Below are 25,655 nucleotides of genomic sequence, written 5' to 3'. Positions count from 1 at the left end.
GGGCTGCTTGTCGCCGGCCACATCCACCTGCTCGATCAGGTGCGAAGCGCCCTTGCCCGCATGGCGCTGGAAAAAGGTCTGGCCGCCGATACCGTCGGGCGCGCGGATCACCGAGCAGGGCCGGCCGCGGATGTGATCGATCATCCAGGGACCGACGGCCTCGAAATAGCGCGCGAGATCAGCCTTGGTCACCGGGGCGTCGGTGTCGGCCGACCAGGGCCACAGCGCCTTGTCGGGGCTTGAGAGGGTCACCCCCATGATCACCACGGCGCCGGCGGGGCGCCCCTTGCCGGCGGGCTTGGCGGCGGCGGGATTGGGCTGGGCGAGTTCAACCTCTTCCACCGGGGCGGGCTTTTCGGCCTCCACCTCGGCGGCGGGCTTGTCGGCGCGTAGGCCCTTGAATGAGCCCTGGCGGACCATGCCCTCGCCGGTCCAGCCGGCGAACTCGATCTCGGCCACCAGCTCCGGGTGCGCCCAGTTGATGTCGCCCACCTTGCGCGGGGCGCCGGGCCCGCTGAACGGGCTCCTGTCGGCGGCCTGGGCCTCAAGCTTCGGCAGGACACGCCCCACCACCGCGGCGCCAAAGCCGGTGCCCACCCGGCCCACATAGACCAGGTGGTCGCCGCGATGGACCCCCACCAGCAGGGAGCGCAGCTGACCCTTGGCCCCGGTCCAGCCGCCGATCACCACCTCATGGCCCGCCCGGCACTTGGACTTGGTCCAGTCCTGGCTGCGGCCCGAGCGATAGGGGCCATCCATGCGCTTGGAGATCACCCCCTCCAGGGACAGGCGGCAGGCCGACTGCAGCACGGCGTCGCCGGCGGTCTCGAAGTGCTCCACATAGCGGATCTGCCCGGCCAGGGCCTTGGCGTGGCGGTCCAGCACAGCCTTGAGCCTGGACTTGCGCTCCCGCAGGGGCAGGTCGCGCAGATCTTCCCCCTCCAGAAAGATGGCGTCGAAGGCGAAGAAGATCAGGTCCTCGCTCTCGCCGTCGGCCAGGGCGGCCTGCAGGGCGGGGAAGTCCGGAGCGCCGGTGTCGTCCAGGGCCACGGCCTCTCCGTCATAGATCCCGTCGGGCAGGGGGCTCGCATGGTCGGCGATGGCCTGGAACTTCCCGGTCCAGTCCAGGCCCTTGCGGGTCTTCAAGGCGGCCTTGCCGTCCTTGACCCTCAGCTGCAGGCGGTAGCCGTCGAACTTGATCTCATGGGCCCATCCCGCCCCCTTCGGCGGCCGGTCCACCGACTTGCAGAGCTGGGGCTCGATGAAGCCCGGCAGGGCGGCGGTTTTCGCCTGCGTCTGGGCCTTCGCCTTCGCCTTCGCCGGAGTCTTGGCCGGCTTCGCAACCGCACCCTTGGGCCGGGTCTCCCAGACATCGTCGGCCGCTGCGACGGCCTTGGCCTTGCCGCGCATGAAGGGCTTGGGACCCTTACCGGCGCCGGCTGTGATGGCGTCCATGGCCCGGCCCGAGGCGACCGAGGTGTCGGTCGTCTCCAGCAGGTCGTCGCCCTCGACGGCGGCCGCGTCCCGATGCTTGATCAGCAGCCAGTTCTCCCGCTTGCCGCCGGTGCGGTCGCGCTTCATCCGCACCAGCACCCAGCCACCATGCAGCCGTTCGCCCTCCAGCACGAATTTCAGCTCGCCTTTTTTCAGGGCCTCTTCGGGATCAAAACCCGGCTCCGGCGCCCAATAGCCCCGGTCCCACAGCATGACCGAGCCCCCGCCATACTCCCCCTTGGGAATGGTCCCTTCGAAGTCGCCATAGCCTAAGGGGTGGTCCTCGGTGGCCACGGCCAGGCGCTTGTCGGCGGGATCGCGGGACGGCCCCCGCGTCACCGCCCAGGACTTGAACACCCCGTCCAGCTCCAGGCGAAAGTCGTAGTGCAGACGGGTGGCGGCGTGTTTCTGAATGACAAAGCGCAGCCGTTTTGAGGGGGTCACGCCATCTGCGCCGGACGGCTCTGCCGTCTTGGCGAAGTCGCGCATCTCCTGGTAGCGCGCCAGTTTCTCCGCCACCGCTCATCCTCCCGTCAGCTCGCCAGGGCCGCCTCCTGGACCGCGTCCTCGCCGGCCAGGGCGCGGACATAGGCGTCTCGCCAGGCGCCGACATCCTCGCCCTGAACATTGTCGAACAAAGCGCGCCAACGCTCGATTCGCTCCGCCCGCGGCATGGTCAGGGCGCGCTTCAGCGCCTCGGAAATCTCTTCGGGGCTGTTGGGATTGACGATCAGGGCCGCAGGCAGCTGGTTGGCCGCGCCGGCGAACCGCGACAGGATCAGCACCCCAGGATCGGCCGGGTCCTGGGCGGCGACATATTCCTTGGCCACCAGGTTCATCCCGTCCCGCAGGGGGGTGACCAGCCCCACCTTGGCCGCCCGATAGAGCCCCGCCAGATCGTCACGGCGGAAGTTGCGGTTGACGCACCGCAGGGGGTTCCAGTCCAGGTCGGCATGCTCCCCATTGATGCGGCCCGACAGGGCGTCCAGGCGGCCGCGGATCTCCTGATAGGAGTTCACCGACTCACGGCTCACCGGGGCCACCTGCACCATCAGCACCTCCCGGCGCAGGTCCGGATTGTCGGCCAGGAACCGCTCGAAGCCGAGGAAGCGCTCCTCCAGCCCCTTGGAATAGTCCAGCCGGTCGACGCCGACGATCAACTTGCGAAACACCGTATGGGCGGCCATCCGGTCATGGGTCAGTCGGGCGCGGTCCGAGGCGACCATCTCGGCGAAGTCTGTCGCATCCACCCCGATGGGGAAGGCGCCGGTCTGCACCGTGCGGCCAAAGGCCTTCAGCCGGTCAGGCGCCAGGACCTCGCCGCCGGCCTCGGCCAGGACATATTCCTCAAACGCGGTGACATATTCCGGGGTCTGGAAGCCGACCAGGTCATAATCGAACAGGGCTTCCACCAGGGCCTTGTGGCTGGGCAGGGTGACCATCAGCTGGTGGGCGGGCCAGGGGATATGCAGGAAGAAGCCGATCCTGTTCTTCACCCCCAGCCGCCGCAGCTCCCGGGCCATGGGGATCAGGTGGTAGTCGTGGACCCAGATCAGGTCGTCCGGCTCGATCAGCGGCCGCAGGGTCTCGGCGAAGCGGCGGTTCACCCGCTGATAGCCCTCGTCGAAGGTGCGGTCATAGGCGGTCAGATCCACCCGGTAGTGGAACAGCGGCCACAGGGTCTTGTTGGCGTAGCCGTTGTAATATTCCTCGTAGTCGCTCTCCTCGAGATCGACGGTGGCCACGGTGACGCCTTCGATCCGGCGCATGGCCAGCTGACCGGTGAACAGGGGCGTGGTCCGCCCGCTCCAGCCAAACCAGATGCCGGAATATTCCCGCAGAGCCGCCGCCAGGGCCATGGCCAGGCCGCCGACACTTTCCTCGCCCTTGCCGCCCGGCGGATTAACCCGGTTGGAAACGACGATCAGACGACTCATAGGGCGGCCTCCAGCCAGTCCAGCACAGCATTCACATCTTCCAACCGATGGGTCGCCGCACTGTTCCGTATCTGCCCCACGAGCACGCCGGCGCCGCCCAGTCGGCGGGCCGCAGCGAAGGCCGGTTCGTCAGTCTGATCGTCGCCCACAAAGACCGGGATCGCCCCGCGGAAGGGCGGGGCCTCCATGAAGGTGACCAGTGAATCCCCCTTGTCCGGGCCAGGGGTGCGCAGCTCGACCACCATGTGTCCGGGCTGCATCTTCAGCCCCGTGCGGGCGGCCCAGTCTCCGGCCAGGGCGCGGACGACCGCCTCCTGGTCAGGGGCCTGGCGATAGTGCAGGGCGACGCTGAGCCCCTTGGTTTCCACCAGCAGGCCTGGGGCGGCGGCGGCCAGCGCATGAAAGGCGTCGGCCACCTCCGGAAGATCGGGATGGGGCTCGGGCGGGCTGTGGGCGCCGTCGGGCTCGCGGCGATCCAGGCCATGGACGGCGGCCACGGGACGGATGGCGCCATCGAGAATGTGATCGATCTCGGCCAGGGTGCGGCCCGACAGGATCGCCACCCGGCCCTCCATGCGGCGGACCAGCTCTTCCAGGATGGCGGTGCGGCGGGGCTCAGGGCCGACATCCTGGGGCCGCGCCACAATGGGGGCCAGGGTGCCGTCGAGGTCCAGAAACAAGGCGGATCGGCCCAGGTCCAGGGCCGGCGGCGCCTGCGCCGCAAGTGTCTGTTCGATCATCGTCATGTTGTGGAATCCGCCCCCTTGGGCGCAGAACGCTCCCCGGCGGTGTTGGCTCCTTTTTCAGACGTCTTGGCGGTTCGCGGCGAACCGGGCCATGGCCTTGACGTTGCCTAAATGGAGTTAAGGCTAAGTGGCGCTGATCTCCACCGCCCCCGACCGATTTCCAGCCCAGGAAGGTGTTTCCATGCCCAAGGCGCCTCAAGCCGATGCGATCGTCCTGTTCGGAGGCGCCGGGGACCTCGCCCTGAGGATGCTGTTCCCCTCCCTCTACTTTCTCGACGCCGACGGCTTCCTGCCCGACGGGTTCAGGATCGTGGCCGCCGCCCGGGCCGAGATCAGCCGGGACGACTTCGAGACCATGGTGCGCGGCGCGGTGACCGAGCGGGCCAGCCCTCAGGCCCTGGACGACGCGGTCTGGGCGCGCTTCGCGGGGCGGCTGGACTATCGGGCGGTGGACGCCACCAAGGCTGATCGCCTGGCCGTCATCGCCGAGGCCCTGGGTGAGGCCAAGGCGCCGATCTTCTACCTGGCCCTGTCGCCCAGCCTCTATGTGGGGGTCTGCGAGGCCCTGGCCGGCGCCGGCCTGATCACGCCGCAGAGTCGGATCGTGCTGGAAAAGCCCATCGGCCACGACCTGGAGAGCTCCCGGGGGATCAATGGGGCCTTGGCCCAGGTGTTCGAGGAGGAGCAGGTCTTCCGCATCGACCACTATCTGGGCAAGGAGACGGTGCAGAACCTGATCGCCCTGCGGTTCGCCAACACCCTGTTCGAGCCCCTGTGGAACAACCTGACCATCGACCACGTGCAGATCACCGTGGCCGAGACCGAAGGCGTGGGCGACCGCTGGCCCTATTATGACGAGCACGGCGCCCTGCGCGACATGGTGCAGAACCATGTGCTGCAGCTGCTCTGTCTGGTGGCCATGGAGCCGCCCTCGGACATGGAGGCCGAGTCCCTGCGCAACGAGAAGGTCAAGGTGCTGCGTTCCCTGCGCCCCTTCACCCGCCAGGACGTGGCCCAGACCAGCGTGCGGGGTCAGTATGTCGCCGGCGTCGCCCAGGGCCAGTCAGCCGCCGCCTACGAAGACGAGCGCGGCCAGGAGAGCGCGACGGAGACCTTCGTCGCCCTGAGGGTGGACATCGATAACTGGCGCTGGGCTGGGGTGCCGTTCTTCCTGCGCACCGGCAAGCGCCTGCCTGAGCGGCGGACCCAGATCGCCATCCAGTTCAAGGGCGTGCCCCACTCGATCTTCGGCGGCCAGGCCGAGGGCGACCTGGTGGCCAACCGGCTGGTGATCGACCTGCAGCCGGACGAGGACATCGAACTCCTGCTGATGAACAAGGCCCCGGGCATTTCCCAGGGCGGCATGCGGCTGCAGTCCCTGCCGCTGTCTCTGTCCCTGCTGCGGGCCTATTCGGGGCCCAATGCGCGACGGCGGATCGCCTATGAGCGCCTGATCCTAGACGTGATCCTGGGCAACAGCGCGCTGTTCGTCCGCCGCGACGAGGTGGAGCAGGCCTGGCGCTGGGTGGACGGCGTGGCCGAGGCCTGGGCCGAAGCCGGCATGGCGCCCAAGCCCTATGCCGCCGGAAGCTGGGGGCCTGCGGGCGCCTTCGCCCTGATCGAGCGGGCCGGCCGGGCCTGGTACGACTGAGACTTCAGCTCGCGCCGGTGGAGCCGAAGCCGCCGGCGCCGCGGGCGGTTTCGTCCAGCGCGTCGGTCTCGTCCCAGGCGGCCTGGATCACGGGGGCGATCACCAGTTGGGCGATGCGGTCGCCCCGGCGGATGATGAAGTCCTCCTCGCCGAGGTTCACCAGGATCACCTTCATCTCGCCCCGATAGTCGGCGTCCACCGTGCCGGGCGAATTGAGGCAGGTGACGCCAAACTTGGCCGCCAGCCCTGAGCGCGGGCGCACCTGGCCCTCGAAGCCGGGCGGGAGGGCCATGGCCAGGCCGGTGGGGACCATGGCCCGCTCCATGGGGCGCAGCACGACGGGCGCGTCCTCGGGTACGGCGGCGCGCAGGTCCATGCCGGCGGCCAGCGCGGTCTCATAGGCTGGCAGGGGCAGGTCGGTGTTGTGGGGCAGGCGGATGATCTTGATCTTCGGGGTCATGCCAGGGCCTCCGCCATGCGCTGGGCGAGCCTGGTCGCCACCTCGGATTTGGCCGTCTTGTCCCAGCGCTCGACGCCCGTGGCGCTGACGATGGAGACGGTGTTGTCGTCGCCGCCCATGACGCCGTCGACGCTGACATCATTGGCCACGATCCAGTCGCAGCCCTTCCGGGCCAGCTTGGCCTGGGCGTAGGCCTCCACATCATTGGTCTCGGCGGCGAAGCCGACCACCAGCCGGGGCCGGGCCGGGCCTGGCGCCGAAAGGGTCGCCAGGATGTCGGGGTTCTCCACCAGCCGCAGGGCGGGCGGGGCGTCTCCGGTCTTCTTGATCTTCACCGCGCCCTCATCCGCCGGGCGCCAGTCGGCGACGGCGGCGACGCAGACGGCGAGGTCGGCGGGCAGGGCGGCCTGGCAGGCGGCCAGCATGTCGCGGGCCGTCTCCACCTGCACCCGGGTGACCCCGGCCGGCGCGGCCAGGGCCGTGGGACCTGAGACCAGGGTGACCTCGCAGCCCAGGGCCGCCAGGGCCTCTGCGATCGCATAGCCCTGCTTGCCGCTGGAGCGGTTGGTCAGATAGCGCACGGGGTCGATGGGCTCGGCGGTGGGACCGGCGGTGACGATGGCGCGGCGGCCGGCCAGGGGGCGAGGCGTCGTTCCGCGCAGCATCCCCATGATCGCCTCGAAGATGACCGCGGGCTCGGCCATCCGGCCAGGACCATATTCGCCACAGGCCATGGCGCCTTCATCGGGGCCGACAAAGGCGACGCCGTCAGCCTTCAGGGTCGCCAGGTTCCGCTTTGTGGCGGGGTGTTCCCACATGCGCACATTCATGGCCGGGGCCATCAGCACCGGCTTGTCGGTGGCCAGCAGGGTGGTCGAGGCCAGGTCGCCCGCCAGGCCATGGGCGGCCTTGGCCATCAGATCGGCGGTGGAAGGGACCACGACCACCAGGTCGGCCGAGCGGGACAGCTGGATATGGCCCATCTCGGCTTCGTCGGTCAGGGAGAAGAGCTCGGAATAGACCTTGTCCTCGGCCAGAGCCGCCAGGGACAGGGGCGTGACAAACTGGGCGCCAGCGGGGGTGAGGATCGGCCGCACGCCGACCCCGGCCTTGCGCAACAGGCGGGTCAGCTCCAGGGCCTTATAGGCGGCCACGCCGCCGCCCACGATGAGGAGAACTCGCTTATCCGCCAAGGTCAGAGGCCCTTTCGCACACGGGCAACGCTATAGCCGCAACTGGGCTCTGGACAAACCCGCGCATCTGTTCTTTGTTCGTTCTATTACAGCCTGAGGCTGAGCTGTGGGGAGAAACACGGTGATGATGCGGTCAGTGGGGGCGCTCGCGGCGTCCGTCAGTCTTTTCGTTCTTGGCGCCTGTGACAACGGGCCTTCGGCGGTGGCGCCGGCGCCCAGCGCTGGCGAGGTGGCCCAGGATGCGGCGGCCACGGCGCCGGCCACGTCCAGCAACACGGCCCGGGCGCCGGTCCCCAAGGTGGACGGCCGGCCCCTGTGGTCGGAGACCCAACGCTATTCCGCCCAGGAAAACGCCGAGCGCGCCTTTGCTCGCAATGGCGAGGCCTTCGGGGCCACGGACCTGAACGACTTCGTCCGCAAGGCCCACGCCTTCGTCAACAATCCGCCCGCCGGGGCCGAGACGATCAAGCGGGGCAATGGGGACACCCTGATTTATGACCCCACCGGCAACATCTTCGCCGTGGCGACGGCGGCCGGCGCGCCGCGGACCATGTTCAAGCCCGACAATGGGGCCGCCTATTGGCGAGAGCAGAAGGCTCGCGAGGCTGGGCGGGGCGACGACTGAGGACCGGGCGCGCGTTCCGATCAGTGGGAACCGGTTATCGGGACGAAACGCGCTCAAGACTTAAAGTTCAGAGCCTCAGGCCAGGGCGCCGAGCAGGAAGGCGCCGCCCGCGGTCAGGGCGCCGAGAAAGAACCAGAGCCAGCCTGAGTCCCGCTCCGGCGCCGTCATCACGGCTACGGACGGCTCGGGGTCCTGCAGCCGGCGCTTGAGGCCCTGCAGGATATCCAGGCTCTCCTGAACCAGCCGCTTGGCCTGGGCCGGGGGCGCCAGCTCCCGAGCGATCCAGCGGCGCACGACGGGGTCGGCGGCGGCCCAGATGTCGTGGTCGGGATCGATGCGGCGGGCCACGCCCTCCACCGTCATCATGGTCTTCTGCAACAGCACCAGTTCGGGGCGCAGGCGCATGTCGAACAGGGCGGTGATCTCGAAGAGCTGGATCAGCACCCGGCTCATGGAGACCTGACTGGCTGAGCGGCCAAACACCGGCTCGCCCACCGCCCGCAGGGCCTGGGCGAAGGCCGCCCGGTCGTGGTGGGCGGGAACATAGCCGGCGCGGAAATGCACATCGGCCACGCGCAGATAGTCCCGATCGAGAAAGCCCCAGAGGATCTCGGCCAGGTAGCGGCGCTCGTCGGGGCCGAGGCGGCCGACAATGCCGTAGTCCACCGCCGTGATCTTGGCCGGCGCCTCGACGAACAGGTTCCCCTCATGCAGGTCGGCGTGGAACACCCCATGGTCGAGGGCCTGGGACAGGAAGGCGCGCAGCAGGTTGATCGCCAGCTGGGGCCGGTCGAGGCCGGCCAGCTCGAGGGCGGCGGGATCAGACAGGGGGGCGCCGGGCGCCCATTCCAGGGTCAGGACCTGTTTGCCGACCCCTTCCCAGATCACGGGCGGGGCGGACATGTAGCCATCCCGGGCCATCACCTCGCCCAGCTCGTCGCAGCCGGCCGCCTCCAGGCGAAGATCAAGCTCCAGCTCGGTGGCGCGGATCACGGTCTGGGCGAAGGCCCGGGGTTCCAGCCGGCGGGCGGCCGGCACATATCGGTCCACCAGACGGGCGGCCTGGGCCAGCGCTGCGGAGTCCTGGGCCACCCGCACGGCGATATGGGGCCGCAGCACCTTGACCGCCACCCGACGGCCGTCCCGCAGGCGCGCGTCATGGGCCTGGGCCAGCGACGCCGCCGCCACCGCCTCGCCGAACTCGGTGAACAGGGTCTCCAGGGGCGCGCCCAGGGCGGCCTCCACCTGGGCCCGGGCGATCTCGGCGGGGAAGGGCGGCAGCCGGTCCTTCAGCCGAGACAGGTCTTCAGCGAATGGGGCGCCGAAGATGTCGGCCCGGGTGGACATGAGCTGCCCCACCTTGATGGCCACCGGCCCCAGCTGCACCAGGGCCCGGGCGAGCCGCTCCCCGGGGCGGCCGATCCGCGCCTGCTTTCCGGCCAGGAGACGCAAGGTCCGTCCCAAGTCCCGGATCGGCGGCGGATAGAGGGTCTCGAGCTCGGCAGGCAGCAGGGCGTCGTGACGGGCCAGGGTCCAGGCGGCGGCCAAGAGCCGGCCATAGGCGGCGGGTCGCGCCATGTCAGATGGCCCAGCCCTGGTGAAGGGCCGCCACCCCGGCGGTGAAGTTGGTGTAGCTCACCCGAGAGAAGCCGGCCTCGCGCATCATCTGGGCGAAGCTTTGCTGGTCGGGGAAGCGGCGGATGCTCTCCACCAGGTACTGGTAGGAGTCCCGGTCCTTGGCCACCAGCTCGCCCACGGCGGGGATGACCTTGAAGGAATAGGCGTCATAGGCCTTCTGCAGAGGTTCGGTGACCGGCTTGGAGAACTCCAGACACAGGAACCGGCCGCCGGGCTTCAGCACCCGCCTGGCCTCGCGCAGGGCGGCGGGAATGTCGGTGACGTTGCGGATGCCGAACGAGATCACATAGGCGTCGGCGCAGGCGTCCGGCAGCGGCAGGGCTTGAGCATCGCCCACGTTCCAGCAGATCTCCGGCTCGGAGCCCTTTTCCCGGCCCGCCGTGATCATCTCGGCGTTGTAGTCCATCAGCAGGATGGTGGCGTCAGGGCCGCCCCGTCGCTCCTGGGCGCGCCTGGCCATCTTCGCGAAGCGCCGGGCCATGTCGCCGGTGCCGCCGGCGCAGTCGATGATCACCTCCCCCGGCTGGGGGTTCAGTCGGGCGGCGACGGCGTCCTTCCAGAGGCGGTGGACGCCACCGCTCATCAGGTCGTTCATCAGGTCATAGCGGCGGGCGACGCGGTCGAAGACCCCGCGCACCAGGCGCGGCTTCTCGTCGGCCGCAACGTCGCGAAAGCCGAAGGTGGCGGCAGGTCCGGTCATGGCTCGCCTCATAACCTCCCTGAGCCGCCCGCGCCAGCGCAAGGCCGCCGGCGCGGTTGAAGTTGATCATGCGCGCAGCCTCTGCCAATCGAGGCGGCATGCCTGAACTTCCCGAGGTCGAGACCGTGCGGCGCGGCCTGGCGCCCGTCCTGGACGGCCAGCGCCTGACCCGCGTGGAGGCCAGGCGCCCGGACCTGCGCTTCCCCTTCCCCGAGGGCTTCGTCCAGCGGCTGGCTGGGGCGCGTATCGAGGCCCTGTCCCGGCGGGCGAAATATGTGCTGGCCCCCACCGACCGGGGCGACACCCTGGTCATGCATCTGGGCATGAGCGGCCGCTTCGAGATCGCCCGGCCCGAGGGGACGATCCGGCCAGGCCAGTTCGTCTATGCCGCCGATCCCGATCCCAAGCACGCCCATGTGGTCTTCGAGACCGAGGCGGGCGGCCGGGTGACCTATTACGACCCAAGGCGGTTCGGCTATATGGGCCTGATCCCCACCCAGGATCTGGCCAGCCATCCCTGGTTCGCTGGCATGGGACCAGAGCCCCTGTCCGACGATTTCGACGCCGGCCGCCTCGCCCGCGCCTTCGAAGGCCGCAAGCAGGGGCCCAAGACCCTGCTGCTGGACCAGAGGATCGTTGCGGGGCTCGGCAACATCTATGTGTGCGAGGCCCTGCACATGGCCCGCATCTCCCCCTTCGGCCCGGCAGGCAAGATCAGCAAGCGACGGCTGACCGTCCTGGTCGAGGCCATTCGCCAGGTGCTGACCGCGGCTATCGCGGCGGGCGGCTCCACCTTGCGCGACTACGCCGCCGCCGATGGGGCCCTGGGTTATTTTCAGCACAGTTTCCGCGCCTACGGGCGGGAGGGTGAGCCCTGCCGCAATACGGGCTGCAACGGGACCATCCAGCGCCAGGTCCAGGCCGGCCGTTCCACCTTCTTCTGTCCCGCCTGCCAGAGGTGAACGCGATGCGACATCTGAGAGGCCTGTTCGCCCTCATCCTCCTGGCCCTGGCGGGCGCCTGCGCGCCCCCGCCCGCCCAGGCGCAGCCGGCGGTGTGGATCGTGCGCGATGACGACTCCGAGATGCTCCTGTTCGGCTCCATCCACCTGCTGCCGCCCGGGCTCGACTGGCGGCCCGCCGCCCTGGACGCGGCGCTGGCCCAGGCCGACGACCTGTGGTTCGAGCTGCCGGTGGATCCCGCCACCGAGCAGGAGGCCGCACGTCTGGCCCTGCGGCTGGGGGTCCTGCCGCCGGGGCGGGGCCTCTATGAGCGCCTGCCCGAAGACAGCCGCCTGCGCCTGGGCCGCATGGCCGTGCGCTACAGCCTGCCCCCCACCCTGCTGGACCAGCTGAAGCCCTGGTTCGCCGAAGTGCTGCTGGTCACCGCCATGCTGGGAAGCCAGGGGGCCGACATCGCCCACGGGGTCGAACAACAGGTCAGCGCCACGGCCCCGCCGGCGGTGACGCGCCAGGCCCTGGAAACCGTCGAGGCGCAACTCTCGGCTTTTGACGGCGTCTCCCTGGAGGAACAGCTGGCCAGCCTCGCCCATAGTCTGCAGACCATGGAGGAAGACCTCGAGGCCTTCGACCGGCTGGTGGCGGCCTGGATGGCGGGCGACCTGGCGACCCTGGAGGCCGAGGCCCTTGCGCCCCTGGAAGCGGCGGCGCCAGGCCTCTATCGGCGGCTGATCGTCGAACGCAACGCCGCCTGGCTCGAACAGCTCCAGACGCGCCTGGACGGCTCGGGCCGCACGGTGGTGGTGGTCGGGGCCGGCCACCTGCTGGGCGCCGAGGGCCTGCCGCAGCGCCTGCGCGCCCTTGGCTACGAGGTCGAGGGGCCTTAAGCGGCAGGGACGTGTCTTCCACAGGAGCCGCCATGTCCGCGCCCAGCTACGAGACCCTGCTCATCGAGGCCCACGGCCCCGTCATCCTGATCCGCCTGAACCGGCCAGAGGCGTTGAACGCTCTGAACGCCAGGCTGCTGGCCGAACTTGAGGCCGCCCTCGACGTGGCCGAGGCCGACCCCGAGATCGGCTGCATCATCCTGACGGGTTCGGCGCGCGCCTTCGCCGCCGGCGCCGACATCAAGGAAATGGCCGACAAGTCCTATGCGGACATGTTCGTCGCCGACACCTTCGCCCGCAGCGCCCGGCGGATCGAGGCCTGCCGCAAGCCGATCATCGCCGCCGTCGCGGGTTTCGCCCTGGGAGGCGGCTGCGAGCTGGCCATGATGTGCGACTTCATCCTGGCCGCCGATACGGCGAAGTTCGGCCAGCCGGAGATCAATCTCGGCGTCATGCCGGGCATTGGCGGCACCCAGCGCCTGACGCGGTTCGTGGGCAAGTCCAAGGCCATGGAGATGATCCTGACCGGGCGGATGATGGACGCCGCCGAGGCCGAGCGGGCGGGCCTGGTCTCGCGCGTTGTGCCGGCCGACGCCCTGGTGGAGGAGGCTCTGGCGGCCGGCGCCAAGATCGCCGCCCAGTCGCCGGTGGCGGTGATGATGAACAAGGAGCTGGTGGAGACCGCCTATGAGACCACGCTGAGCGCCGGTGTGGCGGTGGAGCGGCGGCTGTTCCACTCCCTCTTCGCCTTCGAGGACCAGAAGGAGGGCATGGCCGCCTTCGTCGAAAAGCGAAAGCCCAGCTTCAAGGGCCGCTAGGTGCGGATCCTCGCCTTCGGGGACTCCTTCGTGGCCGGGGTCGGCGACCCGGCCCATCAGGGCTGGCTCGGCCGCGCCCTGGCCGGCCGGGCGGAGGTGACTCTCTACAATCTCGGCGTCCGCCGCGACACCAGCGCAGATGTCGCCCGCCGCTGGTCGACCGAGGCGGGGGCCAGGCTCACCGACGCCGAGCCGTGCGGGATCGTCTTCTCCTTCGGCTGCAATGACGCGAACGCCGAGGGCGGCGCCCCGCGGCTCTCGGCCGCGGAGAGCCTGAAGAATGCCCGTTTGATGCTGACGGAGGGGGCGCGGCTGGCGCCCGTGCTGATGGTTGGCCCGCCGCCGGTGGAGGAGCCCGGGCTGGCGGCGCGGGTCGAGGCGCTCAACGAGGCCTTCAAGGCCCTCTGCGCCCGCCTGAGGGTTCCCTATATCGACGTCCTGCGTCCCCTGGCTGTCAGCGGCGTCTGGCTGGCCGAGGCCCAGGCGGGCGACGGCGCCCACCCTGGCGCGGCGGGGTATGGGCAGATGGCCCAGCTGGTGTCGGCCCATCCAGCCTGGCGAGGGTTCACGGGACGGCAGTGAATTCCGGCCGAAGGTCCAGGCGCCATTGACCGGCCTCCCGCCATCCCGTATATCCGCGCCTCCGATTTTCACCGCCCGGACCTGCGTTAGGGCGCGCTACTATTCGAGAGCTGAAGAATGGCCAACACGCCCGGCGCCAAGAAGGCGATCCGCAAGATCGCCCGTCGCACCGAAGTCAATACCGCCCGCCGCTCGCGCGTACGGACCTATCTTCGACGGTTTGAAGAGGCGGTCGCCGCTGGTGACGCAGCCGTCGCCAAGACCGCCTTTGTCGAGGCCCAGTCCGAAGTCATGCGGGCGGTCACAAAGGGTGTGATCCATAAGAACACCGCCTCGCGGAAGGTCTCGCGCCTGGCCGCCCGGCTGAAAAAGCTGGCCGTCGCCTAAAGCTTGAGCCTGGCTGCCTTCGCGCGGCCTAGTTGATTGAATTTGTTCGACGAATGAACGAGCCCGCGCGCCTTATCGGCGTGCGGGCTTTTCTGTCTCCTGTCCGCTGTGGTGCGACTCCTGCGACCAATGTTCTCACTGCGGATGGCTGATTTCGAGATTTCCCTTGTGGCGCGAGGGCGTGCGGTTGAGTCAACGAAAATATCCGCGGACGGCGCGAAGAATCACCGTTGACCCCCCCCGGTCCAGGACTAGTCTCTGGGCTTCAACACAGACGTGTTTTCCATCTGAATTCGGATGAAAAGAACGGGGGCGGGATTCTATGCGCTCTCCGGGTAACCCTCTGTGTTTCTTGAAGAACGTGGCCGCAGCGTGGGGTTGCGGCCAATGATGGCGGATGTTGGGGGAAGTAGCGAAGATGGCTTCTGGAGGATTGGCGGACAGGACGACAGCGACGCCGGCTGGGGCGGTCTGGACAAAGACGTGCTTGACCCTGAAACGTGAGCTCGGCGACGCCACCTTTGGCTCCTGGCTCGGCCATGCCGCCCTGCGTGAGCGATCTGACAGCGAGGTGTGCCTGGTGGCCGCCACGGGCGTGGCCCGCGACTGGATCCGCCGCCACGCCTGGCGCCGCATCGGCGAGCTCTGGGCCCAGAACGATCCCGAGGGCCGCGCCCTCGACCTGAAGTCCCGGATGGAGTTCGACAGCGCCGCCCCCGCCGAGCCCCTGGTGGCCGAGGTGAGCCTGGCCGCCGCGTCTTCGGGTTCGGCCGCCCGGGTCCTGACCGTCCATGAGGGCCCTGCCGACTTCGAGGCCCCCGCGGCCCGCACCGTCCGCACCCATGGCCTGCAGGAACGCTTCACCTTCGACACCTTCGTGCCGGGTCCGGCCAACGAGTTCGCCTTTGCGGTCGCCCGCCGGGTGGGCTGCTGGGCTGACGGCCATTTCAACCCCGTGGTCTTCCATGGCCCCTACGGCTTCGGGAAGACCCACCTGCTGAACGCGCTCGGCTGGGAAGCCCTGCGCACGGCGCCCGACAAGAAGGTGGTCTATCTCACCGCCGAACGCTTCACCCAGACCTTCGTCAAGGCGGTACAGGACCGCCAGACCGCGGCCTTCAAGGAAGAGCTGCGGGACGCCGACCTGCTGCTGATCGACGACGTCCACTTCGTGGCCGGCAAGGCCTCGACCCAGGAAGAGCTGTTCCACACCCTGATCGCCCTGGTTCAGGACGGCCGTCGCGTGGTGATGACCGCCGATCGCCCGCCGCACGAGTTGTCGGATCTGGAGCCCCGCCTGCGCTCGCACCTCCAGGCGGGCCTGGTCTGCGGCATCGAGCCGGCCGACCGCGACCTGCGCCAGGGGATATTGGAGCGCAAGCTGGACATCCTGGCCCGCCAGGGGGGTTTTTCACCCACCGCCCGGCCTGAGGTCCTGCAATTCCTCGCCGACCGCTTCAGCGACAGCGTCCGCGAGCTGGAAGGGGCCCTGAACACCCTTGTGGCCCGGATCGGACCCCAACTGGCCCAGCTCAGTCTGGACGAGGCTCAGAGCATCCTGAGGCCTCACCTGTCGGCGCCGGAGCGCAAGGTGACGGTGGACCAGATCCAGAAGACCGTCGCCGAGCATTTTGGCCTGACCCAGGCCGACCTGCTGTCGGAGCGCCGGGCCAGGGCCGTGGCGCGCCCCCGCCAGGCGGCCATGTGGATCGCCAAGCAGATCACCACCCGCTCCCTGCCCGACATCGGCCGGCGGTTCGGCGGCCGCGACCACACCACCGTCCTGCACGCCGTGCGCCGTATCGAGGCCCTGAAGGCCGAGGATCCGAGCCTGGCCCGCGACCTCGACCTGCTGCTGCGCAAGCTCCGCGGCTGATCTGCCCTAGCCGACCCCACGGTCCGCAAGCCTGAAGGCCCGCCATCCCCGGCGGGCCTTTCGCTTTTTTAGCAGGCGCCGAGCGCCGAGCGCCGAGTGTGAGGGTGACGGGCGGCGGAAGGCGCTGGATGCTGACCGGCCCGTGAGAGGCCGTCAGCCTCGCCGCAGCCGGCCGATCAGGGCCTGGGCCTCCGGGGGCGGCCGCTGCTCGATCCGCCGATAGTCCCGGCAGTCCAGGGTGCGCGAGACGAGGCCGGCGCTGACCAGGGACCGGCGCAGGATGGCCGGGTCCCCGAAGGTGTGCAGGGCGTTCAGCCGCCCGTTGAACACCGGCTCGCTGACGGTGTCCCCGGCCGGCAGGGCGGCCCACAGGGCCCAAAGCGCCAACGCCTGCTGGGAGGGCTTGGCCGGCCACTGGGCGAGCCGCCCCTGGGCGTCGAACTGGCGGGCGAGCTTCTCCACCCGGGCGAGATCGGCCGCAGGCTCGGGCGGGGCCTCAGGCGCGCCGTAACGGGCGCGGAAGTGCTGGAAGTTCTTCGCCCCAGCCGCCCGGGCCAGGATGTTCAGCATTTCCACATGGCCAGGCGTCGGCCCCAGCCGCGCCAGCTGGTCGCGCAGGGACCTGGCCAGGGTCGAGATGTCCGGCGTGGCGTAGGGAATAGCGGTTCTGGGCATCACTCATCCTCATGAGGCGCCAACCCCTTGAAGGGGCGTCGAGGTCACCGACTTCCGACCCGGCGCTCGTCAGGACAAGCGGGGCGTCTTCGCCTTGGCAGGTTTAGCTCCCCGGATGGGGCGGTGACGCCTGGGTGAACTGCAGACCCATGAGGCTTCTACCAGTCCGCCGATGGCTGGCAAGGGCGGTGCGGCCTACGAAAAAGGGCGGCCGCATCGCTGCGGCCGCCCCGTTCGTCGTCAGGATGGAGGTGAGGCCTTAAGCCTCGACCTCGGCCCCTTCCTTCTTGGACAGGTCTTCGCCGGTCACCTGGTCGACGACCTTCATGGACAGGCGGGTCTTGCCGCGATCGTCGAAGCCCAGGAGCTTGACCTTCACTTCCTGGCCTTCGGTCAGGACGTCAGAGACCTTGGCCACGCGCTCGCTGGAGATCTGGCTCACATGAACCAGGCCATCCTTGGCGCCGAAGAAGTTCACGAAGGCCCCGAAGTCCACCACCTTGACCACCTTGCCGGTGTAGATGGCGTTCAGCTCGGGCTCCGAGGCGATGGACTTGATCCAGTCGCGGGCCGCATCGATCTTGGACTGTTCGGAAGCCGCGATCTTGATCGTGCCGTCGTCGGAGATGTCCACCTTGGCGCCGGTTTCGGCGACGATCTCACGGATCACCTTGCCGCCCGAACCGATGACTTCGCGGATCTTGTCGACCGCGATCTTCATGGTTTCGATCTTGGGCGCGTACTCACCGAGCTCGGTGCGCGGCGCGTCCATGGCCTTGGTCATCTCGTCGAGGATGTGCTGGCGGCCGGCCTTGGCCTGCTCCAGCGCCTTCTTCATGATCTCCTCGGTGATGCCGGCGATCTTGATGTCCATCTGCAGCGAGGTGATGCCATCAGCGGTGCCGGCGACCTTGAAGTCCATGTCGCCCAGGTGGTCTTCGTCGCCCAGGATGTCGGAGAGCACGGCGAAGCCGTCGGCCTCCAGGATCAGGCCCATGGCGATGCCGGAGACCGGCTTCTTCAGGGGCACGCCCGCATCCATCATGGCCAGCGAAGCGCCGCAGACCGTGGCCATGGAGGAGGAGCCATTGGACTCCAGGATCTCCGAGACCAGGCGGATGGTGTAGGGGAAGTCTTCCGTCGCCGGCAGGACCGGACGGACGGCGCGCCAGGCGAGCTTGCCATGGCCGATTTCACGACGGCCGGGCGAACCCATACGGCCAGCTTCCCCGACGCTGAAGGGAGGGAAGTTGTAGTGGAGAAGGAACTTCTCCTTGTAGGTGCCTTCCAGGGCGTCGATGAACTGCTCGTCGTCGCCGGTGCCCAGGGTGGCGACCACCAGGGCCTGGGTTTCGCCGCGGGTGAACAGGGCCGAGCCGTGGGCCCGGGGCAGGATGCCCACTTCCGAGACGATGGGACGGACCTTGTCGACGGTGCGGCCGTCGATGCGCAGGCCGGTGTCGAGGATGCCGCGGCGGACCACGTCCGCCTCAAGCTCCTTGAACACGCCGCCCAGCTTCTGGCTGTCGACGCCGTCGGGATTGGCCTCGGACTTGGCCATGGAAGCCACGGCCTTTTGCTTGGCCTGGCTGAGCGCTTCCTGGCGGTCCTGCTTCTTCGTGACCTTGTAGGCGGCGGCGATGTCGGCCCCGACCAGGGTCTTCATCTGCGCCTTGAGCGCGTCGGTGTCGTCGGCGGCGAAGTCGAAGGGCTCCTTGGCCGAATGTTCGGCCAGGTCGATGATCGCCTCGATCACCGGCTGGATGGCCTTGTGGGCGAAGGAGACGCCGCCCAGGACCTGCTCTTCGGTCAGTTCCTGGATTTCGGACTCCACCATCATCACCGCATCGGCCGTACCGGCGACGACGAGGTCCATCTGGCTGGTCTTCAGCTCTTCCAGGGTCGGGTTGAGGACGTATTCCCCATCGATGAAGCCGACGCGGGCGGCGCCGATCGGACCCATGAAGGGCGCGCCGGAGATCACCAGGGCGGCCGAGGCCGCGACCATGGCGACCATGTCGGGATCGTTCTCAAGATCGTGGGCCAGGACGGTGCAGACCACCTGGACTTCGTTCTTGAAGCCCTTGACGAACAGGGGGCGGATCGGGCGGTCGATCAGGCGGGAGACCAGGGTCTCCTTTTCCGAGGGCCGGCCTTCACGCTTGAAGAAGCCGCCGGGGATCTTGCCCGCGGCATAGGTCTTTTCCTGGTAGTTCACGGTCAGGGGGAAGAAGTCCTGGCCGGGCTTGGCGCTCTTGGCGAACACGGCGGTGGCCAGGACCACGGTCTCGCCATAGGTGGCCAGAACCGCGCCGTCAGCCTGCCGGGCCATGCGGCCGGTTTCGAGGGTCAGCGTCTTGCCGCCCCACTCGATCGTCTTACGTTTGATGTCGAACATGAGTTTTTCTTCTTTCAGGTCCCGCAGGCGTATTCCTGGCGGGGGCGGACAGGGCGTCGGACTTCCGAAATCCTCTCCAGGTGAACAGGCGTGATGAGGATTTCGTCGCAACCCTCAGCGTGCGTCTTGGGGGCCTTGGCCCCCGCCGTTCTATAGTGCCTCCGGCCTGTTTCGGAGGGGGAACGGTGGTGGTTCGCCGCAACGACGGCGGCGGGTCCTTGAAGCTGGACCCTGAAGTGCGACGCCCCCGCTTTCGCGGGGGCGCAGGGACGTCCTAGCGGCGGAGGCCGAGCACTTCGATGAGCGCCTGATATCGGTCAGCTTCGGACTTCTTCAGGTGATCGAGGAGCGACCGGCGCTGGGAGACCATCTTGAGCAGGCCCCGGCGCGAATGGTTGTCCTTCTTGTGGGTCTTGAAGTGCTCGGTGAGGTTGACGATCCGCTCAGTGAGGATCGCGACCTGCACTTCGGCGCTTCCAGTGTCGCCCTCGCTGCGGGCGTGGGTCTTGATAATTTCGGCCTTACGGTCCGGGGTAACCGACATCGTGCGTCTCCGCTCTATTCGAGATGAAAGACACGGGACGGCTCGAGCTTGCCGGCGCGCATCTCGCAGAGGGCCACCATCACGCCACGACACATGGCCGAAACGGTTCGAGCGCCCGGCGCGAGCCCGGCTCTCAAGGTTTCGACCTGTCGGGGAACGAGAACGATCGACCGTCCCTGCTTAAGTCTGAAAGCGTCTTCGTCGGTCACGGCCAACGCCGGGATGTCGTCCAGCGCGGTCTCGACCGGAAGCAATGCCTCCGACTGGCGGGCCTTATGCCCCAATTCCTCAAGTAAATCCAGCCCGATCGCCCGGGCCTCGGTGAAGGCGCCGACCCGGGTCCGGCGCAGGGCGCTCACATGGGCCTCGGCCCCCAGCCGCAGGGCCAGGTCCCGGACAACCGAGCGCACATAGGCGCCCTTGCCGCAGTCCATGATCAGCTCGATGTGGTCGGCGTCGGGCGCCTCGCCCACCGCCAGGCCATGGATCATGACGGGTCTGGCCTTCAGCTCGACCTCTTCCCCGGCCCGGGCCAGGTCATAGGCCCGCTCGCCGTCCACCTTGATGGCCGAATAGATGGGCGGGACCTGCATCACCTCGCCCTCGAATTCGTGCAGCACGGCCTTGACCTGGTCGGGCGTGGGCCGGACGTCGGAGCGGGCGGTGATCTCGCCTTCCCTGTCGAGGGTGGTGGTCGAGGCGCCCCAGCAGATGGTGAACCGGTAGCCCTTATCGGCCTCAACCATATAGGCCACCGTCTTGGTGGCCTCGCCCAGCGCCAGGGGCAGGACGCCGGTGGCCAGAGGGTCGAGGGTGCCGGCGTGACCGGCCTTCTGGGCGTTGAAGATCCTGCGCACCTTGCCCACTGCCTGGGTGGAGGTCAGGTCATAGGGCTTGTCCAGGCAGATCCAGCCGGACACCGCCTCTCCCTTGCGCCGACGGCCCATGGGCTCAGTCCTCTTCGGGGGCGTCGAGGTCCTGGCGGACCTTGGGATCATCGAACAGCCGGCTCATCTGGTCGGCGGCGTCGAAGGTCTCGTCATGCAGGAACTTCAGCTCCGGGGTGGCCCTGAGCTCGATCATCCGCCCCAGGCACCCGCGGAAGAATTTCGACGCCCGGTTCATCGCCGCCACAACCTCGGTGGCGTTCTCGCCGCCCAGGGGCTGGATGAAGCAGACCGCGTGGCGCAGGTCGGGGCTGACCCGGACCTCGGTGATGGTGACGGGGTCGCCCGCCAGGGCCGGATCGTCCAGATCCTCTTCGCGCATGATCTCCACCAGGGCGTGGCGGACCAGTTCGCCGGCCCGAAGCTGACGCTGGCTGGGGCCACGAAGGGCCGGACGGGCGCCCGGCGTGCGGGGTGGGGGACGACGTTTCATGGCGAGGCTCTCGCAGGATCTGGCCTGGCCGGCGGCTCGAACGCCCGGCGCAGGGAAGGGCGCGCTTCTAGTGGCCGCGCCTCCCGAAGTCTAGGCCCAGGCCGCGCGACCCGCCAGGGCGCTCACGCCCCCGTGCGCTGGCGGAAGAAGGCGATCACCCGGGCCTCGGCGGCCTTGGTCGGCCCGTCGGGCGCCAGATGCAGGGTCAGGGTCGAGTGCGGAGCGATGGGGGAGGGGGCGGCGTCGGCGTCCTCCAGCTCGATGGCCTCGAAGCGCTCGCCGAACTCGGCCCGGTAGCGGTCGAACCTCGCCTGGCCCACCGGGGCGTCGCCCTTGAACCGCAGGCCGATCATCGACAGGTCCTCGGTCTCGAACCGCGCCCTGGCGCAGGCGATCTCCGCCGGGCTGACCCCGATGGCGGCCGCCCGCCGCTTCGATCCGGCGGCGAGCGGCAGGGAGGGTTGGGCCAGCACCGGCGCCACCACAGACGGCTCGGTCATCATGGCCAGCGCAAAGCCGCCGGTGAAACACATGCCCACCGCGCCCACGCCCTTGCCGCCGCACTCGGCGTGGGCTTGCCTGGCCAGCGCGCGCAGCCAGTCGACGATGGGGCTGGACTTGTCGGTGGCCCAGACGTGGAATTCCCGCCGCACGCAGATGGCCTTCAGAGCCTCGGCCGCCAGATAGGCCTGACTGACCGGTCGGCCGGGCTCCCCGAACAGGCTCGGGCACCAGACGCTCATGCCCGCCTGGCTCAGCCGCTCGGCGAAGGCCAGGACCAGGGGATGCAGGCCCGGCATCTCGTGGATGACGATGACCGCCGGACCAGAGCCCCGGCGATAGACCGGCCGGCGCCAGCGGCCGTCATCGAACTCGAACCGTTCGAAGCCTTCCAGATCCGCCGCCGCCATGTCGCGCTCCCCCGCTCCGAGGGGACGAGACTAGCTCAGCGGCGCAGCATGTCGATCTCGCCCTCGAAGCCCGACAGTCGCCAGACCCCGTCGGTCTGGGTGAAGATCAGCAGGCAGGGTCCGTCCTTGGCCCGGGTCGCGCAGACCCGGCCATTGTCCAGGGCGCGCAGGGAGCCGGCTATGGCCACCCGCCCTGGCAGGGGCTGGCGGGGGTCATAGCCAGAGTATTCCGCCACGCCGCGGAACACCTGCGGCCGGACCAGTTGTTCGCTGGCGGCCTTGGCGAGGGCGGGGCCGAGCAGGGCGCCCAAGGCCCGCATCTCGTCATTGCCCCCGGCCCGGCCGGCCTCGACGGCGATGCGGGCCTCGATCTGGGCGCGCAGGGCCTGGCGGTCCACATGGCGATCAAAGGTCGCCTCGTCCCCGTCGCGGATGGCGGTCAGCAGGGTGTGGACATCGCCCGCCGCATCCAGCCGCTGGGCGCCCCCGGCGCAGGCGCTGAGGCTCAGGGCGAGGGCCAGCGGGATCAGCAGGCGCAGGGGCTTGAACATCGGGCTTCCTCTTCGGCGATCATCAGGATCGCCTCAAGGTGGCGATCCGAAGGCGGCGGCCAGATCTTCTTCCGCCAGATCGGCGATTTCCACCAGCTTCAGTCGTGCGGTCTCGCCCGACACGATCTTCAGGCTGGAGCGCGGTCGCCGGAACGTCTTGGCCAGGAAGGCGATCAGGGCGCCATTGGCGGCGCCGTCCACCGGCGGGGCCGAGACGCGCACCTTCAGATAGGCCCGGCCCTCGGCGTCCTGGCCCCAGCCGTCGGCGGCGTCGCGCCCGCCCTTGGGCGTCAGCCGAACGGCCAGGCGCATCGGCGCCGGCTCAGATGACCGGCGTGACCAGGGCGCGATAGAGCGCCGGCAGCAGGATGTCCTTCACCCCGATCAGCACCAGGATGACGATGATCGGGCTGATATCCACCCCGCCCAGGGGCGGGATTATCCGCTGCACCGGGCGCATCACCGGCGCGGTGATCGCCTCCAGGGCCCGGGCGATATTGTAGACGAACTGGTTGCGCAGATTGATCACGTCGAAGGCCACCAGCCAGGAGAGGATCGCATTGATGATGATCGCGTAGATCATCAGCTGGAGGATCGCCCCGATGATGAAGAAGATGAACTGGAGGATGGCGGCCATGGGGCGTCCCGATCTGACTTGAGCCCCGGTTCTAGCCGCGGGGCCTCCCCCCTGACAAGGCGGCGCCTTCCGCCGGCCCCTTGAGCGGCTTGACAGAAAACCACCACACGCCTAACTCCGCGCCTTCCTGGGGGCCGTAGCTCAGTTGGTAGAGCGCCTCGTTCGCAATGAGGAGGTCAGCGGTTCGATTCCGCTCGGCTCCACCAGGATTTCCCCCATCGCCAGACGGCTCCGGCGCCCCGCTCTCAGGGCGAGCGGAACCCTAGCCACGGCGCGACGTTCTCCCAGCAGACGCAATCTTGGAGAGATGTCATGAACTCGATCATCTATATTGTCGGCCTCGTCGTTGTCGTCGGCGCTGTTCTCGCCTTTGTGTTTTAAGGTCCCATGCGGATCGCTTGAGTCGTCGCGGGCGCCGGTTGTTCCGCCTGGCGACGACTCCCCGCTCCACTAGACGCCTCGTGGATACGTATCCCCCGACAACAGGCCCAGGTCGAGTCCCTGCGACAACTTGGCGCCACCGAGGCGTGCTAAGCTCTGCTTAACCCTGTGCTTGCTACATCTGGTCCCCAAAATGGGGAGTTGATCCGTGGCGACGTGGTTGCCGGCCGCCGGCCTATGCATTGTGAGCCTGATCGCGGCCCTGGTGCTCGGCGCCGCCCCGCGTCAGGCCAATGCGGCCGCGGCCGTCTTCCCCCCCTGGTGGGCGGCCCCCCGGGCGCTCGCGGCCGCTGACCGGGCCGGTGAGGTCACCGGCGTCGGCGCTCAACCCTTCATCATCATCCTGACCGAGCGCGCCCCGGCTGGCGGCGCCTCTCCAAGCCTGACCTCGGCCCTGCGCGCCCAGGGCGCGTGGCTGGTGGTCGATCCGGGCCTGGCCGGTCCGTGCGCGACGGTCCCCTGACCATGTCCGTCCATCCCCCTTTCCCGGCGACCCCGCCGTCGTCCGCCAGAGACACCGCCGCATGACCCAATCCCGCGCGCTCACCCTCGAAGATCAGCGGGCCTTCGGCCTGAAGGTGCTCAACGCCCTGATCTGCCTGTTCATCCCCCTGGTGGGGCTGGCGGCCTTTCTCAATGGCGGCCCCTGGATCGGGCTCAGCCTGGCCGCCGCCGGGCTGGCCTGCGCCTCGCTGGTCATGTCGCGGGCGGGCGGCGCTGCGGCCCGGCTGACCGTGGGCGTGGCCCTGATGGGGGCGGTGTCCCTGCTGGTGGCGGCCTTCGCCGGCGCCCCTTGGCAGGTGGACATGCACATGGCCTATTTCGCCGCCCTGGCGACCCTGATCGTCTTCTGCGACTGGCGGGCCATCGTGGCCGGCGCCGGAACCGTAGCGGTCCATCACCTGGTGCTCAGCCTTGTCCTGCCGGCCGCCGTCTTCCCCGGCGGCGGCGATATCGGCCGGGTCCTGGTCCACGCGGTGATCCTGGTGGTCGAGGCCGCCGTGCTGGTGTGGGCGGTTCTGCGCATCCTGCAGATGTTCGCCACCTCCACCACCGCCGTGGCCGAGGCCGAGGCCGCCCGTCAGACCGCCGAGGGCGCGACCCTGGCGGTGGAAGAGTCCCGCGCCGCCGAGCAGGTCGCCGCCCAGGAGCGCCTGGACCTGCAGCGGGCGGTGGAGGATGAGCGCAAAGCGGTGGTGGAAGGCCTGGCGACGGGCCTGGACAAGCTCGCCCAGGGCGTCCTCACCTATCGCATCGGTCAGGCCTTCACGCCCCAGTACGAAGCCCTTCGCCGTGACTTCAACAGCGCCGCCGAACGGCTGCAGGACGCGCTGGGCGTCATCGCCCAGGCGGCCGCCAATATGCACGGCGGGGCCGGCGAGATCAGCCAGGCCGCAGACAACCTCTCGCGGCGCACCGAACAGCAGGCCGCGGGGCTGGAAGAAACCGCCGCCGCCCTCGACGAGGTCACCGCCACGGTGCGCAAGTCCGCCGAGGGCGCTAAGGAGGCCGCCGAGGTGGTCGCCCGCTCCCGGCAGGACGCCCAGAAGGCCGGCCAGGTGGTCGGCGACGCCGTCCAGGCCATGAGCGAGATCGAGAAGTCGTCGGATCAGATCACCCAGATCATCGGCGTCATCGACGAGATCGCCTTCCAGACCAATCTGCTGGCCTTGAACGCCGGCGTCGAAGCCGCCCGCGCCGGCGACGCCGGCCGTGGCTTCGCCGTCGTCGCCTCTGAAGTGCGGGCGCTCGCCCAGCGCTCGGCGGACGCCGCCAAGGAGATCAAGTCCCTGATCAGCGCTTCGTCACAGCAGGTGGCCCAGGGCGTCGGCCTGGTGGGCCAGACCGGGGAGGCTCTGCAGCGGATCGTCGTCCAGGTGGCCGAGATCGATGGTCTGGTCCGCGAGATCGCCGCGGGCGCCCAGGAGCAGGCCACCGGTCTGCACGAGGTCAACACCGCCGTGAACGAGATGGACCGGGTGACCCAGCAGAACGCGGCCATGGTCGAAGAGACCACCGCCGCCAGCCACGCCCTGGCCAGCGAGGCCCGCCTCCTCACCGACAGTGTCGCCCGCTTCGAAATCGGTCGCCCGGCGGCCACCTCGGCGCCCCGCCGGGCGGCCTGAGTCCTTGCGGGCCGGAGGCTCCGGCCTTGAGGAGACAGG

Annotated in this window: 26 protein-coding genes and 1 tRNA gene; 11 read left to right on the top strand and 16 right to left on the bottom strand. The window is 69.2% G+C overall.

The features are described from left to right. The 3 genes from ligD to otsB form a co-directional block, all read right to left on the bottom strand. A partial coding sequence (gene ligD, locus Q7V15_RS04310; protein ID WP_304754041.1) for a DNA ligase D occupies nucleotides 1-2,013 on the bottom strand: 2,013 nt, incomplete at its 3' end. A gap of 14 nt (nucleotides 2,014-2,027) precedes the next feature. Further along, nucleotides 2,028-3,431 carry a trehalose-6-phosphate synthase gene (locus tag Q7V15_RS04305; protein ID WP_304754040.1) on the bottom strand — a complete coding sequence of 468 codons (1,404 nt, stop codon included), beginning with the start codon at nucleotides 3,429-3,431 and terminating at the stop codon, nucleotides 2,028-2,030. After that, nucleotides 3,428-4,177 carry a trehalose-phosphatase gene (gene otsB / locus Q7V15_RS04300; RefSeq protein ID WP_370689765.1) on the bottom strand — a complete coding sequence of 250 codons (750 nt, stop codon included), beginning with the start codon at nucleotides 4,175-4,177 and terminating at the stop codon, nucleotides 3,428-3,430. Before otsB ends, Q7V15_RS04305 begins: the two co-directional genes overlap by 4 nt. 181 nt (nucleotides 4,178-4,358) lie before the next feature. Between otsB and zwf the strand changes: the two genes are divergently transcribed. Next, complete coding sequence (gene zwf, locus Q7V15_RS04295) at nucleotides 4,359-5,828, top strand: glucose-6-phosphate dehydrogenase (protein ID WP_304754052.1); 1,470 nt, start codon at nucleotides 4,359-4,361, stop codon at nucleotides 5,826-5,828. A 4-nt stretch (nucleotides 5,829-5,832) separates the two neighbouring features. On the opposite strand, the gene dut is transcribed toward zwf, so the two are convergent. Together dut and coaBC are read right to left on the bottom strand one after the other, a co-directional pair. Then, nucleotides 5,833-6,288 (bottom strand): dUTP diphosphatase, encoded by a 456-nt coding sequence (dut, locus tag Q7V15_RS04290; protein WP_304754038.1) that lies wholly within the window; start codon nucleotides 6,286-6,288, stop codon nucleotides 5,833-5,835. Further along, on the bottom strand, nucleotides 6,285-7,481 hold the full coding sequence (gene coaBC / locus Q7V15_RS04285; RefSeq protein WP_304754036.1) for a bifunctional phosphopantothenoylcysteine decarboxylase/phosphopantothenate--cysteine ligase CoaBC: 1,197 nt from the start codon (nucleotides 7,479-7,481) through the stop codon (nucleotides 6,285-6,287). Before coaBC ends, dut begins: the two co-directional genes overlap by 4 nt. A 124-nt stretch (nucleotides 7,482-7,605) precedes the next feature. Here coaBC and Q7V15_RS04280 point away from each other — a divergent pair, with 124 nt between their 5' ends. Next, nucleotides 7,606-8,106, top strand: coding sequence for a hypothetical protein (locus Q7V15_RS04280; protein WP_370689764.1), 501 nt, complete (start codon nucleotides 7,606-7,608; stop codon nucleotides 8,104-8,106). A 75-nt stretch (nucleotides 8,107-8,181) separates the two neighbouring features. Here Q7V15_RS04280 and ubiB read toward each other — a convergent pair whose 3' ends face one another. Next, entirely contained in the window at nucleotides 8,182-9,684 is a 1,503-nt protein-coding gene (gene ubiB, locus Q7V15_RS04275; protein ID WP_304754034.1) for a 2-polyprenylphenol 6-hydroxylase, read from the bottom strand. 1 nt (nucleotide 9,685) lies between these two features. Then, a complete protein-coding gene (locus tag Q7V15_RS04270) occupies nucleotides 9,686-10,444 on the bottom strand; it encodes a class I SAM-dependent methyltransferase (protein ID WP_304754033.1) in 759 nt (252 codons plus the stop codon). Between the two features lie 98 nt (nucleotides 10,445-10,542). On the opposite strand from Q7V15_RS04270, the gene mutM reads away from it, so the two are divergent. From mutM to dnaA, 6 genes are all read left to right on the top strand, one after another. Further along, nucleotides 10,543-11,406 (top strand): bifunctional DNA-formamidopyrimidine glycosylase/DNA-(apurinic or apyrimidinic site) lyase, encoded by an 864-nt coding sequence (mutM, locus tag Q7V15_RS04265; protein WP_304754031.1) that lies wholly within the window; start codon nucleotides 10,543-10,545, stop codon nucleotides 11,404-11,406. A 5-nt stretch (nucleotides 11,407-11,411) separates the two neighbouring features. Next, nucleotides 11,412-12,290, top strand: a complete 879-nt coding sequence (locus Q7V15_RS04260) for a TraB/GumN family protein (RefSeq protein ID WP_304754030.1) — start codon at nucleotides 11,412-11,414, stop codon at nucleotides 12,288-12,290. 32 nt (nucleotides 12,291-12,322) lie between these two features. Further along, nucleotides 12,323-13,108: an enoyl-CoA hydratase gene (locus Q7V15_RS04255; protein ID WP_304754028.1), complete on the top strand. Its 786-nt coding sequence runs from the start codon at nucleotides 12,323-12,325 to the stop codon at nucleotides 13,106-13,108. Continuing rightward, the gene (locus Q7V15_RS04250) at nucleotides 13,109-13,690 is read left to right on the top strand and encodes a GDSL-type esterase/lipase family protein (protein ID WP_304754026.1); all 582 of its coding nucleotides are present in this window, start codon (nucleotides 13,109-13,111) and stop codon (nucleotides 13,688-13,690) included. A gap of 117 nt (nucleotides 13,691-13,807) precedes the next feature. Then, nucleotides 13,808-14,077, top strand: coding sequence for a 30S ribosomal protein S20 (gene rpsT, locus Q7V15_RS04245; RefSeq protein ID WP_293321062.1), 270 nt, complete (start codon nucleotides 13,808-13,810; stop codon nucleotides 14,075-14,077). Between the two features lie 397 nt (nucleotides 14,078-14,474). Then, nucleotides 14,475-15,953 carry a chromosomal replication initiator protein DnaA gene (dnaA, locus tag Q7V15_RS04240; protein ID WP_304754024.1) on the top strand — a complete coding sequence of 493 codons (1,479 nt, stop codon included), beginning with the start codon at nucleotides 14,475-14,477 and terminating at the stop codon, nucleotides 15,951-15,953. A gap of 153 nt (nucleotides 15,954-16,106) precedes the next feature. Here dnaA and Q7V15_RS04235 read toward each other — a convergent pair whose 3' ends face one another. From Q7V15_RS04235 to Q7V15_RS04195, 9 genes are all read right to left on the bottom strand, one after another. After that, nucleotides 16,107-16,628, bottom strand: a complete 522-nt coding sequence (locus tag Q7V15_RS04235; RefSeq protein ID WP_304754023.1) for a DUF2087 domain-containing protein — start codon at nucleotides 16,626-16,628, stop codon at nucleotides 16,107-16,109. Between the two features lie 259 nt (nucleotides 16,629-16,887). Beyond that, a complete protein-coding gene (gene pnp, locus Q7V15_RS04230) occupies nucleotides 16,888-19,026 on the bottom strand; it encodes a polyribonucleotide nucleotidyltransferase (RefSeq protein ID WP_304754021.1) in 2,139 nt (712 codons plus the stop codon). 274 nt (nucleotides 19,027-19,300) lie between these two features. Beyond that, a complete protein-coding gene (gene rpsO / locus Q7V15_RS04225) occupies nucleotides 19,301-19,570 on the bottom strand; it encodes a 30S ribosomal protein S15 (protein ID WP_304754020.1) in 270 nt (89 codons plus the stop codon). 14 nt (nucleotides 19,571-19,584) lie between these two features. After that, nucleotides 19,585-20,517: a tRNA pseudouridine(55) synthase TruB gene (truB, locus tag Q7V15_RS04220; protein ID WP_304754018.1), complete on the bottom strand. Its 933-nt coding sequence runs from the start codon at nucleotides 20,515-20,517 to the stop codon at nucleotides 19,585-19,587. Nucleotides 20,518-20,521: 4 nt separating this feature from the next. After that, nucleotides 20,522-20,950 carry a 30S ribosome-binding factor RbfA gene (gene rbfA / locus Q7V15_RS04215; protein ID WP_304754016.1) on the bottom strand — a complete coding sequence of 143 codons (429 nt, stop codon included), beginning with the start codon at nucleotides 20,948-20,950 and terminating at the stop codon, nucleotides 20,522-20,524. Nucleotides 20,951-21,072: 122 nt separating this feature from the next. Continuing rightward, a complete protein-coding gene (locus tag Q7V15_RS04210) occupies nucleotides 21,073-21,861 on the bottom strand; it encodes a dienelactone hydrolase family protein (protein ID WP_304754015.1) in 789 nt (262 codons plus the stop codon). Nucleotides 21,862-21,896: 35 nt separating this feature from the next. Then, nucleotides 21,897-22,412, bottom strand: a complete 516-nt coding sequence (locus Q7V15_RS04205; RefSeq protein ID WP_304754013.1) for a DUF2939 domain-containing protein — start codon at nucleotides 22,410-22,412, stop codon at nucleotides 21,897-21,899. A 33-nt stretch (nucleotides 22,413-22,445) separates the two neighbouring features. Further along, entirely contained in the window at nucleotides 22,446-22,724 is a 279-nt protein-coding gene (locus tag Q7V15_RS04200; protein ID WP_304754012.1) for a DUF167 domain-containing protein, read from the bottom strand. A gap of 10 nt (nucleotides 22,725-22,734) precedes the next feature. Continuing rightward, on the bottom strand, nucleotides 22,735-23,049 hold the full coding sequence (locus tag Q7V15_RS04195; RefSeq protein WP_304754010.1) for a YggT family protein: 315 nt from the start codon (nucleotides 23,047-23,049) through the stop codon (nucleotides 22,735-22,737). A 130-nt stretch (nucleotides 23,050-23,179) separates the two neighbouring features. On the opposite strand from Q7V15_RS04195, the gene Q7V15_RS04190 reads away from it, so the two are divergent. The 3 genes from Q7V15_RS04190 (at nucleotide 23,180) to Q7V15_RS04180 (ending at nucleotide 25,616) form a co-directional block, all read left to right on the top strand. Further along, nucleotides 23,180-23,255, top strand: a tRNA-Ala gene (locus Q7V15_RS04190). Between the two features lie 383 nt (nucleotides 23,256-23,638). Next, the gene (locus Q7V15_RS04185; protein ID WP_304754009.1) at nucleotides 23,639-23,953 is read left to right on the top strand and encodes a hypothetical protein; all 315 of its coding nucleotides are present in this window, start codon (nucleotides 23,639-23,641) and stop codon (nucleotides 23,951-23,953) included. A 61-nt stretch (nucleotides 23,954-24,014) separates the two neighbouring features. After that, on the top strand, nucleotides 24,015-25,616 hold the full coding sequence (locus Q7V15_RS04180; protein WP_304754008.1) for a methyl-accepting chemotaxis protein: 1,602 nt from the start codon (nucleotides 24,015-24,017) through the stop codon (nucleotides 25,614-25,616). Nucleotides 25,617-25,655 lie beyond the last annotated feature (39 nt).

Origin of the sequence: Phenylobacterium sp. (assembly GCF_030651755.1) — a bacterium.
In the GTDB taxonomy this organism is placed as follows: Bacteria; Pseudomonadota; Alphaproteobacteria; order Caulobacterales; family Caulobacteraceae; genus Phenylobacterium.
The sequence above is the reverse complement of the archived record's forward strand: the minus strand, read 5'-3'. Positions and strand labels throughout refer to the sequence as shown.